The organism is Mesorhizobium sp. M1365, from assembly GCF_040317865.1.
Taxonomy (GTDB): domain Bacteria; phylum Pseudomonadota; class Alphaproteobacteria; order Rhizobiales; family Rhizobiaceae; genus Mesorhizobium.
On sequence record NZ_JAMYLG010000009.1, the window covers coordinates 179,105 to 194,711 of the forward strand.

Here is a 15,607-nt window from a genome sequence, read left to right on the forward strand (position 1 = left end):
ATCTATTCCGAAAACCGGCTAGCACTTATCGCTAATGCGGTCCTTCGGTTCGGAATCATGCTCTCGCCCCTCGCAATGGCATGGAAGAACGTGCCGCTGACATTGCCGCGCCGGTAGCCGGAGGCGCCGAGCGGGTTGCCTTGTCCGTCGGCGAGGTCGGCCAGCGGCTCGTCATTGCCGGTCGCAATCATCTGCGCGTAGTGGAATTCATGGCCGCGGATCAGCGTGCCTCGGCCGCCGAGCGGACACCCGGAACGCAGCCGCGCCTCGCGGTAGCCGAGATTCATCTTGCGCTTGGCGAAGCTGGTCGAATGGCCGAGGAGGCCAAGCATCCGATGCGTCTCGCCCGACGCGTCCTCGAGCGCTTCGCCCAACACCATGAAGCCGCCGCACTCGCCGTGCACCGGCCGCGTGGCGGCGAACCTCGCCATGCCCGCCCTGAAATTCGCCGCGGCCGCGAGGCGGCCGGCATGAAGCTCGGGATAGCCGCCGGGCAGCCAGCAGACATCGCAATCGTCGCCTGGCGCCTCATCGGTGAGCGGCGAGAACGGAACGATCTCGGCGCCGGCCTTGCGCCAATGCGCGGCAACGTGCGGATAGAGGAAGGTGAAGGCGGCGTCCTCGGCCAATGCGATGCGCTGGCCGGGCGGCGGCAGCGCGTCGTCGAAATTGCCCGGCGCGGGCGTGAATGGCGCCGCCAGCGCCATGATGGCCTCGAGATCGAGCGAGCGCTCGACCATGTCGGCCAGCCGGTCGAGATGCGCCATCAGATTCTCATATTCGCCGGCCTGGACGAGGCCGAGATGGCGCTCGGGCAGGTTGAGCGAGGGATCGCGCAGGATGGCGCCGACGACAGGCAGGCCAAGTGCCTCGATGGCATCGCCGCATAGCCGGCGGTGGCGCTCGCTGCCCAGCCGGTTGAGCACGACCCCGGCCATGCGCACATCGGGGTCATAAATAGCAAAGCCCTTGGCGACGGCCGCCGCCGTGGTCGACTGTCCGGAGACGTCGAGCACCAGCAGCACCGGCAGGCCATAGAGCCGGGCGAGATCGGCGGCCGAGCCGGAACGGCCCGGAGCAGCAGGGATCCCGTCGAACAGGCCCATGGCGCTTTCGAGGAAGATGAAGTCGGCGTCCTCGGTCGCTTCGCCGGCCAGTGCGTTGAGCAGGGCGGGCGGCATTGCCCAACTGTCGAGATTGATGCCGGACAACCCGGTGGCGGCGGTGTGGAAGCCGGGATCGATATAGTCCGGGCCGGATTTGGCGCCGCGCACTTTCAGGCCGCGCCGGGCGAGGGCGCGTAGAATGCCGATGGTGACGCTGGTCTTGCCCGAGCCCGAGCGCGGCGCGCCGATGATGATGGCGCGGGTCATGGCTCACCCGCCAGTGCCGCGCGCATCCCGACGATCCCGCCGACGACGATCAGCGCCGGCGAGGTCAGACCGGCGGCCGCTGCCTCTTCCGCAATCGTGGCGAGCGTGGCGACGACGATACGCTCCTGCGGCGTCGTCGCGGCAACGATGACCGCGGCGGGCGTCGAAGGTGGCAGGCCGCCCTCGATCAGCGAAGCGGCGATCAGCGGCAGGTTGGCCATGCCCATATAGATGACCACCGGCTGGCCGGTGCGGGCGATTGCCGCCCAGTCGAGATCATCATCGGTGCCGGCGGCATGGCCGGTCGCCAGGATCAGCGCCTTGTTGATGCCGCGCATGGTGCCGGGAATGCCGGTCGCGGCCAGCGCGCTGAGGCCGGACGTCAGGCCAGGCAGGATGCGGAACGGGATAGTTTCCCCGGCCAGCGCCAGCGCCTCTTCGCCGCCACGCCCGAAAATATAGGGGTCGCCGCCCTTCAGCCTGACGACGCGCCGGCCCTCGCGCGCCAGCCGGACCAGCAGAGCGGTGATGTCGTCCTGCTTCATCGACGGCTTGCCGCCGCGTTTGCCGGCATAGAACAGTTCCGCGCCCTCGGCGACAGCGACGACTTCTGGCGAGACCAGCGCGTCATAAACCAGCGCGTCGCACTGTCCGAGGGCGGCTAGCACTTCCAGCGTCAGGCAGCCGGGATCGCCAGCGCCGGCGCCGGCTAGCCAGACGTGACCGGGCTCCAGCTGGCGCGGCTTGAAGTTCAGCCGGGTGAGCGCCTGCTCGACCGTAGTGTTTCTATTGCTGCCGCTCACAATCCGTCCCGTCCGCGAAAGCGCCGCTGGTAATGCGCGTCATACAGTGAACTTTCGCCAAAGCCTTCGGCCGCCAGCGAGCGGCCGACGAAGATGATTGCCGTGCGTTCCATCGGATCGGCGGCCAATTGCGCCTCGATGGTGGCCAGCGTGCCGGTCAGCACGCGCTCGTCCGGCCAGGAGGCACGGAAGACGACCGCGACCGGGCAGTCGGCGCCGCAATGCGGCGTCAGCTCGGCGACGACGCGGTCGATGGCGTGGATGGCAAGGTGGATGGCCAGCGTGGCGCCGGTGCGGCCGAAGCCGGCCAGCGTTTCGCCGGGCGGCATTTTCGAGGCGCGGCCGGAGATTCGGGTCAACACCAGGCTTTGCGCGACTTCTGGAATGGTCAGCTCGCGGCGCAGCGCTGCCGCCGCAGCGGCGAATGACGGCACGCCCGGCGTCAGCGTGTAGGGAATGCCGTGCTTTTCCAACCGGCGGATCTGCTCGGCAACGGCGCTCCACACCGAAAGATCGCCGGAATGGAGGCGGGCGACATCATTGCCGGCCGCGTGGGCGGCCAGATATTCGGCCTCGATCTCGTCGAGCGACATCGGCGCGGTGTCGATCAACCTCGTTCCGGGCGCGCAGTGCTGCAACAGCTCGGGCGCGACGATCGATCCGGCATAGAGGCAGACGGGACAACTGCCGAGCAGGCGGCTGCCGCGCAAGGTGATGAGGTCGGCAGCACCCGGGCCGGCACCGATGAAGTGAACGGTCATGCCGCCTCTCCGCTGATGGCGATGGCGCAAGTGACAGCGCCGAGCACGGTGCGCGGCCCGAGCAGTTTTGCGCCTTTGCCGGCGACGGCAAGCGCCGAGGCTTCGGAAACTGACGGCGTGCCGGCATGCTCCTGCGATAGGTCGGAACGGCTGGTCGTAGATGCGGCTTTGAGTTCGTCCTGCCCGACAACGATTACCGGAAGGCGGAGTTCGCGTCCGGCGGCGAAGATTGCCGCTTCATCCTGCTTGAGAGACGCGGTCGCGAGGGCTGAAAGCGCGGGCAGGGCAAGCCCGTGCGCTTCCAGCGCGGTTTCTACCGCGGTAAGCACGTCGCGCGCGCTGACGCCTTTGCGGCTGCCGATGCCCGCGACCATCATGGCTTCACCCAGCTCCATCGAGTGACCGGCATAGCCGGCCGCCACGCCTGCATCGAACCAACCGGCGAAGCACGGGATATAGCGATGCGGGTAAGCTCGCCTCCGAGCGCAGCGTGACGGGAAAGCAGCAGCGCCTCCATCTCCAGGGTTACTGCGTTGGCGACGAGGCGCCCGCCGGCAGGCAAGGCATCGATGGCTCTTTCCAGTACGCCGGCATCGCTGCCGCCGCCGCCGATGAAGATCGCCGCCGGCGTTTCCAGTCCGGCAAGCGCTTGCGGTGCCGAACCTTCAACGACGGCAAGACCGGGAACGCCGCAAGCCGCGGCGTTGCGTCGGATGCGCGCGGCGCGGGCCGGATCGGCCTCAACGGCGATCGCACGCATGGAAGGATGCGCCAGCATCCATTCGATGCCGATGGAGCCCGATCCGGCGCCGATGTCCCACAGCAGTTCGCCGCGTCTTGGCGCGAGAGCGGACAGGGTGACGGCGCGCACTTCGCGCTTGGTGATCTGGCCGTCATGCTCGAACAAATGATCGGCAAGTCCCGCTGTCAGCGGCACGATGCGCGCTTGCGAAGTCGATTCAACTTCGATCGCGAGCACGTTGAGCGGGTTGATCTTTTCGAGGTCGAAAGTGCCGGCGCTCGCCGAGCGCAGGCTTTCGTTCGGCCCACCCAGCGCCTCCAGAACGGTCAGCTGCGAGGCGCCGAAGCCGAGCTCTGTCAGCAGACGGGCAATCGCTCCCGGTGCATCGCTGTCCGAGGTCAGCGCGAGAATGCGGGTGCAAGGATGCAGCAACGGCCGGATCAGGTCGAGCGAGCGGCCATGCAGCGAAATGGTCTCGACGTCCTGCAGCGCCCAGCCCAGGCGTGAGGCGGCCAGCGAAAAGGCCGAGGGCGCGGGGATCACCCGCATACCCTCTGCCGCGACCTTGCGGGCGAGGGTGACGCCGACACCGTGGTAGAGGGGATCGCCGGAGGCCAGCACGCAGACGCGTCTGCCGGAGAGCGCCAGCACGTCGCGCATCTCGGCATCGAAAGGTGTCGGCCAGGCGCGCGCTTCACCTTTGGCGAGCGACGCGACGAGGGCAAGGTGGCGCTTGCCGCCGAAGACGAATTCGGCCTCCGCGATCAACCGCTTGGCCTCGTCGCCGAGACCCGCTACACCGTCCTCGCCGATGCCGATGATCGTGAGCCACTTTGAGGTGAGCTTGGCGCCGCGCGGAGCTTCAGCAGGCATGACGACCCACCGCATTCTGATCCTCGGCGGAACCACGGAAGCCCGGCAAATGGCCGGAAAGCTGGCCGCGCGCGCGGATATTTCGGTCATGCTGTCGCTGGCCGGCCGCACCGAAAACCCGGCCGCGCAGGGGGTGCCGGTGCGGGTCGGCGGCTTCGGCGGTGCCGGCGGGCTGGCGGCGTATCTCCGCCAGAACAAGATCGACCTGCTGATCGACGCCACGCATCCCTATGCGGCGCGAATCTCTGCCAATGCGGCGGAAGCAGCGCGCATGACCGGCGTGCCTATCGTTGCGCTCAGGCGTCCCGGATGGGAGGCGGTCGAAGGTGATCGCTGGATGTTGGTCGACACCGTTGCCAGCGCGGTGACGGCTCTGGGATCGGTGCCGCGCCGCGTGTTCCTGGCGCTCGGGCGACAGGAGGTCGCTGCCTTCAAGGCCGCTCCCCAGCATCATTATCTCATCCGCAGTGTCGACCCGGTCGAGCCCAGGCTCGCTGTGCCCGATGCGACCTATCTCTTGGCGCGCGGGCCGTTTCGGGAAGTCGACGAACATGCACTGCTTCTGCAACACCACATCGAAGTCGTTGTTTCCAAAAACAGCGGCGGCGAGGCGACCTACGGCAAGATCGCGGCGGCGCGAGCGCTGGGAATCGAGGTGGTGATGATCCGCAGGCCGGCGCTGCCGGACGTCACGTCGGCTGAGACCGTCGAATCTCTTGCCGCGATGGTCGATCATTTTCTGGTCGGTCATGTTCTTGGGCCCGCTGCCGAACGCGGCGTGTAGACCAGCGCGGCCTTGTCACCCCGCTTGATGATTCTGGTTTCCGGCGAGCCGATGATGATGCAGGTCGACATGTCGGCCTTCGCGGCATCGGCGTCGGCCAGCAGAAAAACCTCGATGCGCTCGTCGGGACGGCCGGCGGCACGGCCGAAGATCACCGGCGTGGTGCCGGGCAGGATCGCAGCAAGGCATTCGAAGGCGCGGCCTAGCTGCCATGGGCGCGCCTTGCTGATCGGGTTGTAGAGCGCGATTACGAAGCCGGCGCCGGCTGCCGCCAGCAGGCGTAGCTCGATCAGGTCCCACGGCTTCAGATTGTCGGACAGGGAGATGGCGCAGAAATCATGGCCGAGCGGCGCGCCGATGCGGGCGGCGACGGCGAGCATGGCGGTGATACCGGGCACGATGGCGATGTCGACCGCGCGCCATTCGGGTGGGCCCGCCTCTATCGCCTCGCAGACGGCCGCGGCCATGGCGAAGACGCCGGGATCGCCGCCCGACACGACGGCGACATCGTGGCCTTCCACAGCCTTCAGCAGCGCGTCCCTGGAGCGCGCGAGTTCCTCGCGATTGTCGGAAGCGACGCGAATCTGGTCGGGGCGCAGATCGAGCCGGTCGAGATAGGGTTTATAGCCGTAGAAGAATTTTGCCTCGGCAACGGCGCGGCTTGCCTCCGGCGTCACCTGGTCGGCGTTGCCGGGCCCGAGGCCGATGACAGTGAGGCGGCCGCTCATGCTTCGGCTTTCAATGCGCTTGGCCGGCCCGACCAGCCGGCCACCAGCACGATGGCGAAATAAGGCGCCTGGTCGTCCTTTTTATCGACCAGCCGCATCGAGACGCCGCCCGGCATGGTGCCGCGCTCGACATAGATGGCCCGCGCCAGCTTGTCGGTTGCCTCCAGCGCGCGCCTGATCTTGGGCAGGTTGCGGCCGACCTTCATGATCACCGCAGCGTCGGTGTCGGCGAGGCGACGCGTCAGCTCGAATTCGCTCATGGTGCCCGGCAGCACCGTCAGCACGTCGTCGCCCTGGACGATCGGCAGGCCGGTCGCCGACCAGCAGCCGGACATGGCGGTGACGCCGGGAATGACTTCGCTCGGAAAGCGGTGCGCCAGCCGGACATGAAGATGCATGTAGGAGCCGTAGAAAAGCGGATCGCCTTCCGAAAGCACCGCGACCATCCTGCCGGCGCTGAGGTGCTCGGCGACCTTTTCGGCCGACTGCTCGTAGAAATCCGTTATCTGCGACCGGTAATCGCTGTGGTCCTTGTCGATCTCGGTCGTCACCGGATAGAGCAGCGGCAGCTCGATCAGATTAGGGCGAAAATGCGCGCCGACAATGGCGCGCGCGTTGCTGTTGTTGCCGCGCTTAGCGAAATGCGCGACGACATCGGCCGCGGCCAGCGCGCGCACTGCCTTCAGCGTCAAGAGTTCCGGGTCGCCGGGTCCGGTGCCGACGCCGACAAGCCTGCCTTTTGCAATCGCATTCATAGGCCCGGCCTCGCCAATGCATTGAGTGCGGCGGCGGTCATGGCGCTGCCGCCCAGCCGGCCGCGCACGATGGCGTAAGGCACGCCATAGGAATTTTCGGCCAGCGCATCTTTCGATTCAGCGGCGCCGACAAACCCGACCGGCATGCCGATGATCGCCGCCGGCTTCGGGGCGCCGTCGCGCAGCTTTTCCAGCAGATAGAAAAGGGCTGTCGGCGCATTGCCGATGGCGACGACCGAACCGGCCATGCGCTCGCCCCACAGGTCGATCGCGGCGGCCGAGCGGGTGTTGCCGATCTTTTTCGCGATGTCGGCTGTCCGTGGATCGCGCAGCGTACAGATCACCTCGTTGCCGGCCGGAAGCCGGGCGCGCGTGACGCCATGCGAGACCATCTGCGCGTCGCAGAAGATCGGCGCGCCGGCCCGCAACGCCGTGCGCGCGGCGGCGACGAAATCGCTCGAGAAAACGAAGTGTCGCGCAGCGTCGACCTGGCCGCAGGCGTGGATCATGCGGATAGCGATTTCGGCCTCGGCTTCGGAAAAGCGCGACAGGTCGGCCTCGGCGCGGATAATGGCGAAGGAGCGCTCGTAGATCGCCGTGCCATCACGGATGTAGTCGTAGGCGTTCTGGGCGGGCATGCTCATTCCTGTCGATAGATTTCGGTGATGCCGGCCGCGCCGAGCCTTGCCAGGCAGGCGGCAGCGGTTTCGCCGGGATGTCGTGCGCTGCGGATCGCCGCTGCAATGCGGCCGATGCCGTGCGCGGCGTCGTAGCCCGGCCTGTATCCGGCGGGCAATGCCTTTGCCGTCCCGTCCACGACAAGTCCGGCTCCGTTTTCGCCACCGACCAGGGTCAGCGCCGCCGGACCGGGATGGGCGCAACCCTTGGTGCAGCCTGAGATGTGCAGCGTCAGCGAGGAATCAAGGATGTCGCGGTTTTCTGTAGCGATGATCTCGGCGATGTCGCGGGTGGCGATCCGGCCGGAGGCGCAGGCGGGTGCGCCGGGGCAGGTGGCGATCCTGGTGCGCGGATCGGCTCCGTCGGTGACAAAGCCGAGGGCTGCGGCGGTTTTCTGGAGGGAAAGACATGCGGCTGGGGAGAGGCCAAGCAAAAGCAGCGCGCGACCCGGCGCCAGGCGGATTTCGGTGGTGCCGAGGGTGAGGGCGTGTTGGGTGAGATCGATAAGTTTTTGCGCTGGTATGCTGCCGAACGGCAGGCCGATGCCGAGGGAGGTACTGCCGGCTGCCAGATCGAAAATTCCGATGGGCCGGCGATCCTTCGCGCCCCCCTCTGTCCTGCCGGACATCTCCCCCACTTGGGGGGAGATCGGCAGCTTCAGCGGCGGCTCAGGACCTCGGGTGATAGGCGAAAGCCGAGAGGAGGGCGCAATCTCCCCCCTTGTGGGGGAGATGTCCGGCAGGACAGAGGGGGGCGCGACGGATCGCCAACTTGCGAGGGATCTCAGCTGCCTCGCCGTCAAATCCCGCGCATGGGCATCGCGGCCCTTTTCGGCAACCATCCTGAGAATGGCGACAGCGATGTCACAAGCCGCATCTTCCTCGGACATCGCCAGCCGCGTGGCACCCTGCGCATCTCCGGCGAGCGATACCCGCCACTTAATTCCGTCGGCGGCCCGCACCCCGACCAGCCTGACATCGGCCGTAACCGCATCCATTGTCAGCTGCCCGCCGCCGTCAACAATCACCGACACCTTCGGGCCAAGGCGTTGCGTAACACCGGCGTCCTCAATTGCCGCCCGAATCCGCTGCGCCATTGGGCGCGGGTCGGCTATCTCCTCCTGGTCGAGCCCGGCCAGCGGGCCGGTCTCGACCGGCACGCCGGTGCGCACCGCGATGCCGAGCGCATCGACCTCCATCGCCAGCAGCCGCGCGCTTGCCGGCGTCAGGCCGCGGATCTGCAGGCTGCCGCGGGCGGTCACTTCCATGATACCGTTGCCATGGCGCAAGGCGAATTCGCAGAGTCCGATCAACGACTTCGGCAACAGTCCTCCAGCGACCGGATTGAGCCGCACCAGCAGCCCGTCGCCGGTCTGCATCGGCGCCGACAAAGCGGGGCAGGCGCCACGGCGCGAGAAAGCGTTCATGCCGCCACTCCCAGCGCTTGCGCTTCGGCAATCAGTGCGGCGAGATCGTCATCGATCGAATTGCGCAGCGGATGCCAGAGCCCGCGCCGCCGTGCCGACAGCAAACGCTCGGCGATCACCTTCGCCGCCGCCGGGTTCTCGCGCAGGATGAAGGCGCGCACCACGGGGTCGCCAAGATAGGCGTCGTGCACCGCCTCGATCAGCGTGCCCGATATGGCATGGGTAGTCTCGGCAAAGCCGACCAGCCGGTCGACCGTCTCGGCGAATTCCGAGGCGCCGCGCGGCCCGTGCCGCAGCTGGCCGGCGATGAAGCGCGGGTTGACCGCGCGGGCGCGAACTACCCGGGATACGGCCTCACTGATCGAGCGCGGCTTGGGCTTTTGCGGGTCCGTGGTGTCGAGCACGATCACGTCGGCGTTCTTGCCGAGCGCGGCAAGCGCTGCCGAAAAGCCGCCGATGAAGGCGACGTCGGCCGAGCCTTCGAGGATGTCGCGGCCGGGGTCGTCGCCGGTATGAACCAGAAGGTCGGCCTCGGCGAGGCGTTCCTCGAACGCGCCGGGCGCCGAAATGCCTTTGCCCTCGGAGCCGCCATAGGCGTGCGAGGTTGCGGCGAGATAGGTGCGGCCGATCTCTTCGCGCGCGGCCCAGTCGCCGCTCGACAACAAGTCCTCGACGCCCGCGCCGTAAGTGCCCGGCGAGGTGCCGAAAATGCGCGGGCTGATCTTTCCATCGGTGCGGGTCCTGGCCGCCAGCGGGTTTTCCGAATCGTCCTCGTCGCGGGTCGCCACCGCGTTGGCCGCGGCGTCGATCAGCGCGATCTGGGTCGGGAACATGTCGCGGAACAGGCCCGATATGCGCCAGGTGACATCGATGCGCGGACGGCCGAGTGTTGCCGGCGGCAGCACATCTATGCCGGTGATGCGGCCGGTGGCGGAATCCCATTGCGGCCGGCAGCCCATCAGCGCCAGGCCTTGCGCGATCTCCTCACCGCCGGTGCGCAGCGAGGCCGAGCCCCACAGGTCGATGACCAGCGAGCGCGGCCAGTCGCCATGCGATTGCATGTAGCTGCGGACCACTTCTTCCGCTGCCACCTTGCCCAGATCATAGGCGGTCGGCGTCGGCATGGTGCGCGGGTCGGCGGTAAACAAATTGCGGCCGGTGGGCAGCACATCGCTCCGGCCACGCGCCGGCGCACCGGCCGGACCGGCAGCGACGTGGCGGCCGTCGAGGGCGGCAAGCAGCGCGGTTCTTTCAGCTGCCGCACTTTGCCGCCGTACCGGATCAGCCTCGCCTTCCGGCGAGCGGCCATAAATGTGCAGGCCGTCCTTGATGGCGAAATCCTTGAGATCGCAGAGCCAGGCGTCGATGCGGCGCAAAGCCTCGTCGGCTGCGTCGGTCCTGGCGACGCCTGCCTCTGAGGCGAGGCCGGTCTTTTCCGCCGTCTCGACGATCAGCTTCGCCAGGCGGTCGCGGCGGCGGCGGTCGAGCCCGTCGGCTTGGGCATATTCGTCAACCAGTCGTTCAAGCCTGTGCTGGTTTTCGTCCAGCCCGGCGCCGGTCAGCGGCGGCGGCAGATGGCCGAGCGTGACGGCGGCAATGCGCCGCTTGGCCTGCGCTGCCTCTCCCGGGTTGGAGACGATGAAGGGATAGATGACGGGCAGGGGACCGGTGACTATCTCGGGAAAGCAGTTTTCACTGAGCGCCACGGTCTTGCCGGGCAGCCACTCCAGCGTGCCATGGGCGCCGACATGGACAATTGCATGGATGCCGAGCGACTTGCGCAGCCAGAGGCCAAAGGCGACCAGCGCATGGCGCGGCGGCAGCGTCGGGTCGTGATAGTCGGCGCGGCGGTCGGCTGAGCGCCCGCGGTCAGGTGCGAGTGCCACGGTGACGTTGCCGAAGGTGGCTGCGCGGAAGGGGAATTGTTTTTCGCTGACCAGCAGCGAAGATTGGCGTTCTGTCGCGCCCCCCTCTGTCCTGCCGGACATCTCCCCCTCAAGGGGGGAGATTGCGCTGTTGTCTCTACTTTCGCCAATTACCGAGGGCCTTAAGGGAGAGCCGGTGGCGGAACTGCTAATCTCCCCCCTTGAGGGGGAGATGTCCGGCAGGACAGAGGGGGGTGCTTCGCACAAACCTGTCTCATCTTCTGGATTTCCCCATGCGGCTTCCACCGCAGCGATGGCCGACGGCGGCAATTCCGTCGAGAAGGTCAAATACTCCTTCAATGCCAGCCCATGGCCGCCCTTTTCCAGCGTCTCCAGCAACTCGCGCGGTGTTTGCGGAATGCTTTCAACGGCGTAGCCCTGTTCGCTGAGGTCGTGCAGCATTGCCAGGACGCTGGACGGCACGTCGAGACCAACCGCGTAGCCGGTGCGACCGGGGGCGCTCGGATAGTCGGGGATCAGGATGGCGAGCTTGCGCTCCGCACGCGGCGACCGCTGCAGGCGCACGAAGGCCTCGACACGGTTCGCCACTTGCGCCACGCGGTCGGGCTCAGGCCGGTTGGCGAAGGCGCGGAAGGCCAGCGCCGGGTCGGTTTCGCTTTCGCCCTTGAATGAAATGGCGCCGGCCAGGATGCGGCCGTCGAGCTCGGGCAGGACGACATGCATGGCAAGGTCGGCGGGCGCCAGGCCGCGCTGATTGGTTTGCCAGATGTCGCGGCGGGTGGTTGCGACGATGACCTGGAACACGGGCACGCCGGCGCGGTCGAACAGGGTTTCAACGCCGGGCTCGGCACCCGAGGCGAAAGCTGTGGCGGTGATGATGGCGGCAGGCTTCAGGGTTGCGAGCGCGGTTGCGACAAAGGCGAGCGACGCCGGGTCCTTGAGGCTGGAGACGAACATAGGCACGGGAGCCATGCCGCGGTGGCGCAGGGCTTCGAAAAGCGCGTCGATGGGCGCGACATCGGCCGCGAGCAGCATCGAACGGTAGAAGAGAATTGGCACGACGTCCCCCTTCCCCTCGAGGGGACCCGCAGGGCCGGGTGGGGTCGTCACGGCAGTGCTCGACGTTTTGTGCAGGCGCGCTTCGGAGAGGACCCCACCCCCGGCCTGCGGCCGGGCCCTCCCCTCGAGGGGGAGGGGGACACCGCGTTCTACGACCCCCAGTCCCGGCTCGTAAAATCCCGCCTTTGGCACGCTAACAGGTTCGGCTACCGCCGCACCCGATCCAGCGAGACTTGCCAGCCTCTGCACCAGCGCCGTCATATTTGCCGGCCCGCCCTCGCGGAAGTAGCCAAGCAGGGCGTCCAACTCCTCGCGCGGCAGCGTCGAGCCTTCGATCAGTCGCAAATCCTCGTCGTGGCTCTCGCCCGGTAGGAGCGCCAGCTTGATACCGCGATTTCGCGCGATAGCGGCGAGCTGGTCGCAGCCATAGCGCCACCAGTCATAGCCGCCGAGGATGCGGACCAGAATGACCTTGGCGTGGCGGGCGACACTGTCGATCCACAGGTCGACGGACATCGGATGGCGCAGGTCGCGCAAGGCGGCGAGCCGCATCGACGGCAGGCGGTGCGCATCTGCCTTCCACGCCGCCGCCAGCCCGGCCAGGTCGCTGTCGGTGAAGGACAGCGCCACGACATCCGCAGGCGTTTGCCTGAGATCGACAGGCTCGGCGAGATCGTCGAGCGAGGCGGATGTGGTGGTGAGGATGTGCATCGCGGCTCGTACCTGGGGTCAGCCGGCGAGGATACGCTCGATGGCCGGGCGGTTCAGCCCTTTCAGGCCGATGACGACGAGGCGCGAGCGGCGGTCGTCTTCAGCGGTCCAGGCGCGGTCGTAATAGTGGTTGACGCGCGGACCGACGGCCTGCAGCAGGAGCCGCATCGGCTTGCCGCCGACTTCGACGAAACCCTTGACGCGCAACACGTTTTCTTCCTCCGCCGCCGTGGCGACGCGTTGTGCGAGCTCGTCCGGGTTGGACACGGACGCGATGTCGATGACGAACGAGTCAAAATCGTCATGTTCGTGGTCGAGCTCGTCGTCGTGGTGGGTCTTGCGGTTCTCGATGTCGTCCTCGACGGCGAGGCCGAGGCCGAGCAGCACCGACGGGTCGACCTTGCCTTGCGAAGTCGGTACGATCTTCACCGCCCGCGCAACGTGCTTGCCGATGACGGCATTGGCACGGGCCGCGCCGGCTGCGTCCATCAGGTCGCTCTTCGACAGGATGATCAAGTCGGCGCAGGCGAGCTGGTCTTCGAACACTTCCTCGACCGGATCGTCATGGTCGAGCGTCTCGTCCTGCGCGCGCTGCGCCTGCAGGGCGTCCATGTCGTTGGCTACGCGGCCATCAGCCAGCGCCGGTCCGTCGACCACGGCAATGACGCCGTCCACCGTCACGCGGCTTTTCACCGACGGCCACTGGAAGGCCTGGACCAGCGGCTTGGGCAAAGCGAGGCCGGATGTCTCGATCAGGATGTGGTCGACCCTCGGCGTCAGCGACAGGATCTGGTCCAGCGCCGGGACGAAATCATCGGCGACGGTGCAGCAGATGCAACCGTTGGCCAGCTCGACGATGTTTTCCTCGGGGCAGGTGTCGATGCCGCAGCCCTTCAGGATCTCGCCGTCGATGCCGATGTCGCCGAACTCGTTGACGATGATGGCCAGGCGCTTGCCTTTGGCGTTTTCGAGCAAATGGCGGATCAACGTCGTCTTGCCGGCGCCGAGAAAGCCGGTGACCACGGTGCAGGGAACGCGCGAAAGGGAGGCAGCGGTCATGTCAGGTCCTTCAAATGGTCAAGGGGAGGGATGCGGGCAACCAGGCCGCGCTTCAGGCAATCGGGACGGCCGCGCCATGGAATGAGCCCATCCGTCGAGGTGGCGAACAGCTTTGCCCCGGTGACGAGATCGGCGCCGCTGGTCGTGGTCAGATCACCGAAGACGTAACTCCAGCAGCCGTCGCGCAGCATGGCCGCGCTGAGCCGGCGCTTGCAATTGCCGAGGCATTCGACGGTGCGGATTTTGATGTTTTCGCTGGAAGCAGCGCGGCGCGTGTCCTCTGCGAGCAGTTCGCCGGCGCGCGGATGAGCGTCCGAACCGGTCTCGTCACGGCAGGACGAGCAGACGATGACGGTAACGCCGGCCGGGGAATCACCATGGCCGGACAATAAATCCGCTGTCTCAGCCGGAAAACTGCTGTCGCGTTCCAAATCAGGCTCCTTGCCCGGAAAACCCGCCAGGCGATCGGATTCTTATGTCCTAGACGGCAGGTCTCCTGGCTCGCGGGTCATCGCCTGGGTGCCGCCTTCCCGGGAATATCCCAGTGGTTTTCGGCCTTGGCTCGTCGCTTACAGTTGCGGGGACAGCCGCGGATTTGAAATCGAGATTTCGCACCGCATTCCCTCTTGGCCCCTGCCGTTGCGGGCAGGGGACCGTCTGGAACGGATTTAGGCTTGTGGAGGCAGTCGTGTCAACGCACGTCTATGGCGCGGCGATGTCCGCGAGCGGCCGGCCCAAATCGCCGGCAGCGGTCACCTCGATGCGCTCAAGCCCGAGCCAGCCCTGCATCTGCTTCAATTCCTTGAAGAGTTCGGCAGCGGTTTGTGGCGGGGCGCCGGGCTCCGCATAGGCGGCATGGACGCGCAATACGCCGGCCGGACGGTCGGCCCTGAGGTCAACGCGCCCGACGACGCTGTCGCCGAGCAGGAATGGCAGCACATAATAGCCATACCGGCGCTTTTCGGCCGGCGTGTAGATCTCGATGCGGTAGTGGAAGTCGAACAACCGCTCGGTGCGCGATCGTTCGAAGACGACAGGATCGAACGGCGCGAGCAAGGCGCGCGCCTCGATCCTGCGCGGCAAACGGGCGTCCTTGTGGAGATAGGCTGTTTTGCTCCAACCTTCGACGCTCACCGGCAACAGGTCGCCGGACTCGACCAGCTCCTCGATCCGGCCCTTGATGTCGGCGGGCGAGAGACGGAAATAGTCGCGCAGGTCGCCTGCCGTGGCGATACCGTGGGCACGGGCCGAGATGCGCAGCAATTCGCGGTGAGCGTCTTCGGTGGAGGGCGTTGGCAGACTCAGTATTGTTGGCGGCAGCACGCGCTCCGGCAGATCGTAGAACCGCTCGAAGCCGCGGCGATGCGCCGTGGTGATGCGGCCGGCCCAGAACAGCCATTCGAAGGCGTGCTTGGCATGGCTCCAGCCCCACCAGCCGCCCGAACCCTTCTGCCCTTCGAAAGCCGACGCCGCGATCGGGCCTCGTTCGGCGACCTCGCGATAGATGTCTTCGATATAGGCGGCGTGCTCGCGGCCCCATTTGGCCAGTCCGCTGTACATTTCGTCGCCGCCCTCGGCCCGCTGCATGCGCCAGCGCATCAATGGATAGGTCCCGACCGGCAAGAACGAGGCTTCGTGCGCCCAATATTCGAAGACCATGCGCTTGCGCGTTACCGCGGCGTCGTCGAGCAGCGCCAGCTTGTAGGGGCCAAGCCGCGAATAGAGCGGCATATAGTGGGCGCGCACCACGGCGCTGACGGAATCGATCTGCAGCAGGCCGGTACGGGCAAGCACGCGGGCCAGATGCCGTCGGTCAGGCGTGCCGGTGGGGCGCGGGTCATTGAATCCCTGTGCCGCGAGCGCAATGCGACGGGCCATGGCGCGCGAGATTTTTTCCTTCATGAAGGCGGCATCCGGACGATCTTAGACAGAGAAAATGACCTACGATTCCGTGCCATGCTAGCAGGGT

Annotated in this window: 14 protein-coding genes and 1 riboswitch; of the genes, 1 reads left to right on the forward strand and 13 read right to left on the reverse strand. The window is 67.0% G+C overall.

All coding sequences use genetic code 11. From position 1 onward, the window contains the following. Positions 1-2 precede the first annotated feature (2 nt). The 5 genes from NKH04_RS13970 to cbiE are packed head-to-tail and all read right to left on the reverse strand — an operon-like array spanning position 3 to position 4,552. Positions 3-1,373 carry a cobyrinic acid a,c-diamide synthase CobB gene (locus NKH04_RS13970; RefSeq protein WP_353044463.1) on the reverse strand — a complete coding sequence of 457 codons (1,371 nt, stop codon included), beginning with the start codon at positions 1,371-1,373 and terminating at the stop codon, positions 3-5. Then, entirely contained in the window at positions 1,370-2,176 is an 807-nt protein-coding gene (gene cobA, locus NKH04_RS13975; protein WP_353014898.1) for a uroporphyrinogen-III C-methyltransferase, read from the reverse strand. The genes NKH04_RS13970 and cobA overlap by 4 nt, the downstream gene beginning before the upstream one ends. Beyond that, positions 2,173-2,937 carry a precorrin-4 C(11)-methyltransferase gene (gene cobM / locus NKH04_RS13980; protein WP_352539603.1) on the reverse strand — a complete coding sequence of 255 codons (765 nt, stop codon included), beginning with the start codon at positions 2,935-2,937 and terminating at the stop codon, positions 2,173-2,175. The genes cobA and cobM overlap by 4 nt, the downstream gene beginning before the upstream one ends. Beyond that, the gene (locus NKH04_RS13985; RefSeq protein ID WP_353044464.1) at positions 2,934-3,314 is read right to left on the reverse strand and encodes a cobalamin biosynthesis protein; all 381 of its coding nucleotides are present in this window, start codon (positions 3,312-3,314) and stop codon (positions 2,934-2,936) included. The genes cobM and NKH04_RS13985 overlap by 4 nt, the downstream gene beginning before the upstream one ends. After that, positions 3,311-4,552 carry a precorrin-6y C5,15-methyltransferase (decarboxylating) subunit CbiE gene (gene cbiE / locus NKH04_RS13990; RefSeq protein WP_353044465.1) on the reverse strand — a complete coding sequence of 414 codons (1,242 nt, stop codon included), beginning with the start codon at positions 4,550-4,552 and terminating at the stop codon, positions 3,311-3,313. Before cbiE ends, NKH04_RS13985 begins: the two co-directional genes overlap by 4 nt. Here cbiE and NKH04_RS13995 point away from each other — a divergent pair. Continuing rightward, positions 4,551-5,336, forward strand: coding sequence for a cobalt-precorrin-6A reductase (locus tag NKH04_RS13995; RefSeq protein ID WP_353022381.1), 786 nt, complete (start codon positions 4,551-4,553; stop codon positions 5,334-5,336). The genes cbiE and NKH04_RS13995 overlap by 2 nt on opposite strands. Here the strand turns inward: NKH04_RS13995 and NKH04_RS14000 are convergent. The 8 genes from NKH04_RS14000 to NKH04_RS14035 all read right to left on the reverse strand — a co-directional run bounded on the left by NKH04_RS14000 (position 5,300) and on the right by NKH04_RS14035 (position 15,540). Beyond that, a complete protein-coding gene (locus NKH04_RS14000) occupies positions 5,300-6,064 on the reverse strand; it encodes a precorrin-3B C(17)-methyltransferase (protein ID WP_352539607.1) in 765 nt (254 codons plus the stop codon). The two genes, NKH04_RS13995 and NKH04_RS14000, sit on opposite strands and share 37 nt — an antisense overlap. Further along, positions 6,061-6,819, reverse strand: coding sequence for a precorrin-2 C(20)-methyltransferase (locus tag NKH04_RS14005; protein ID WP_353044466.1), 759 nt, complete (start codon positions 6,817-6,819; stop codon positions 6,061-6,063). The genes NKH04_RS14000 and NKH04_RS14005 overlap by 4 nt, the downstream gene beginning before the upstream one ends. Next, positions 6,816-7,463, reverse strand: coding sequence for a precorrin-8X methylmutase (locus NKH04_RS14010; RefSeq protein ID WP_353044467.1), 648 nt, complete (start codon positions 7,461-7,463; stop codon positions 6,816-6,818). Before NKH04_RS14010 ends, NKH04_RS14005 begins: the two co-directional genes overlap by 4 nt. Then, on the reverse strand, positions 7,460-8,923 hold the full coding sequence (cobG, locus tag NKH04_RS14015) for a precorrin-3B synthase (RefSeq protein ID WP_353044468.1): 1,464 nt from the start codon (positions 8,921-8,923) through the stop codon (positions 7,460-7,462). The genes NKH04_RS14010 and cobG overlap by 4 nt, the downstream gene beginning before the upstream one ends. Next, a complete protein-coding gene (locus tag NKH04_RS14020) occupies positions 8,920-12,579 on the reverse strand; it encodes a cobaltochelatase subunit CobN (RefSeq protein ID WP_353044469.1) in 3,660 nt (1,219 codons plus the stop codon). The genes cobG and NKH04_RS14020 overlap by 4 nt, the downstream gene beginning before the upstream one ends. Positions 12,580-12,597: 18 nt before the next feature. Continuing rightward, positions 12,598-13,638: a cobalamin biosynthesis protein CobW gene (cobW, locus tag NKH04_RS14025; RefSeq protein ID WP_353044470.1), complete on the reverse strand. Its 1,041-nt coding sequence runs from the start codon at positions 13,636-13,638 to the stop codon at positions 12,598-12,600. Beyond that, complete coding sequence (locus tag NKH04_RS14030; RefSeq protein ID WP_353044471.1) at positions 13,635-14,069, reverse strand: DUF1636 family protein; 435 nt, start codon at positions 14,067-14,069, stop codon at positions 13,635-13,637. Before NKH04_RS14030 ends, cobW begins: the two co-directional genes overlap by 4 nt. Before the next feature lie 38 nt (positions 14,070-14,107). Then, a riboswitch (cobalamin riboswitch) is annotated at positions 14,108-14,311 on the reverse strand. Between the two features lie 29 nt (positions 14,312-14,340). Then, positions 14,341-15,540: a winged helix-turn-helix domain-containing protein gene (locus tag NKH04_RS14035; protein WP_353044472.1), complete on the reverse strand. Its 1,200-nt coding sequence runs from the start codon at positions 15,538-15,540 to the stop codon at positions 14,341-14,343. Positions 15,541-15,607: the final 67 nt, after the last annotated feature.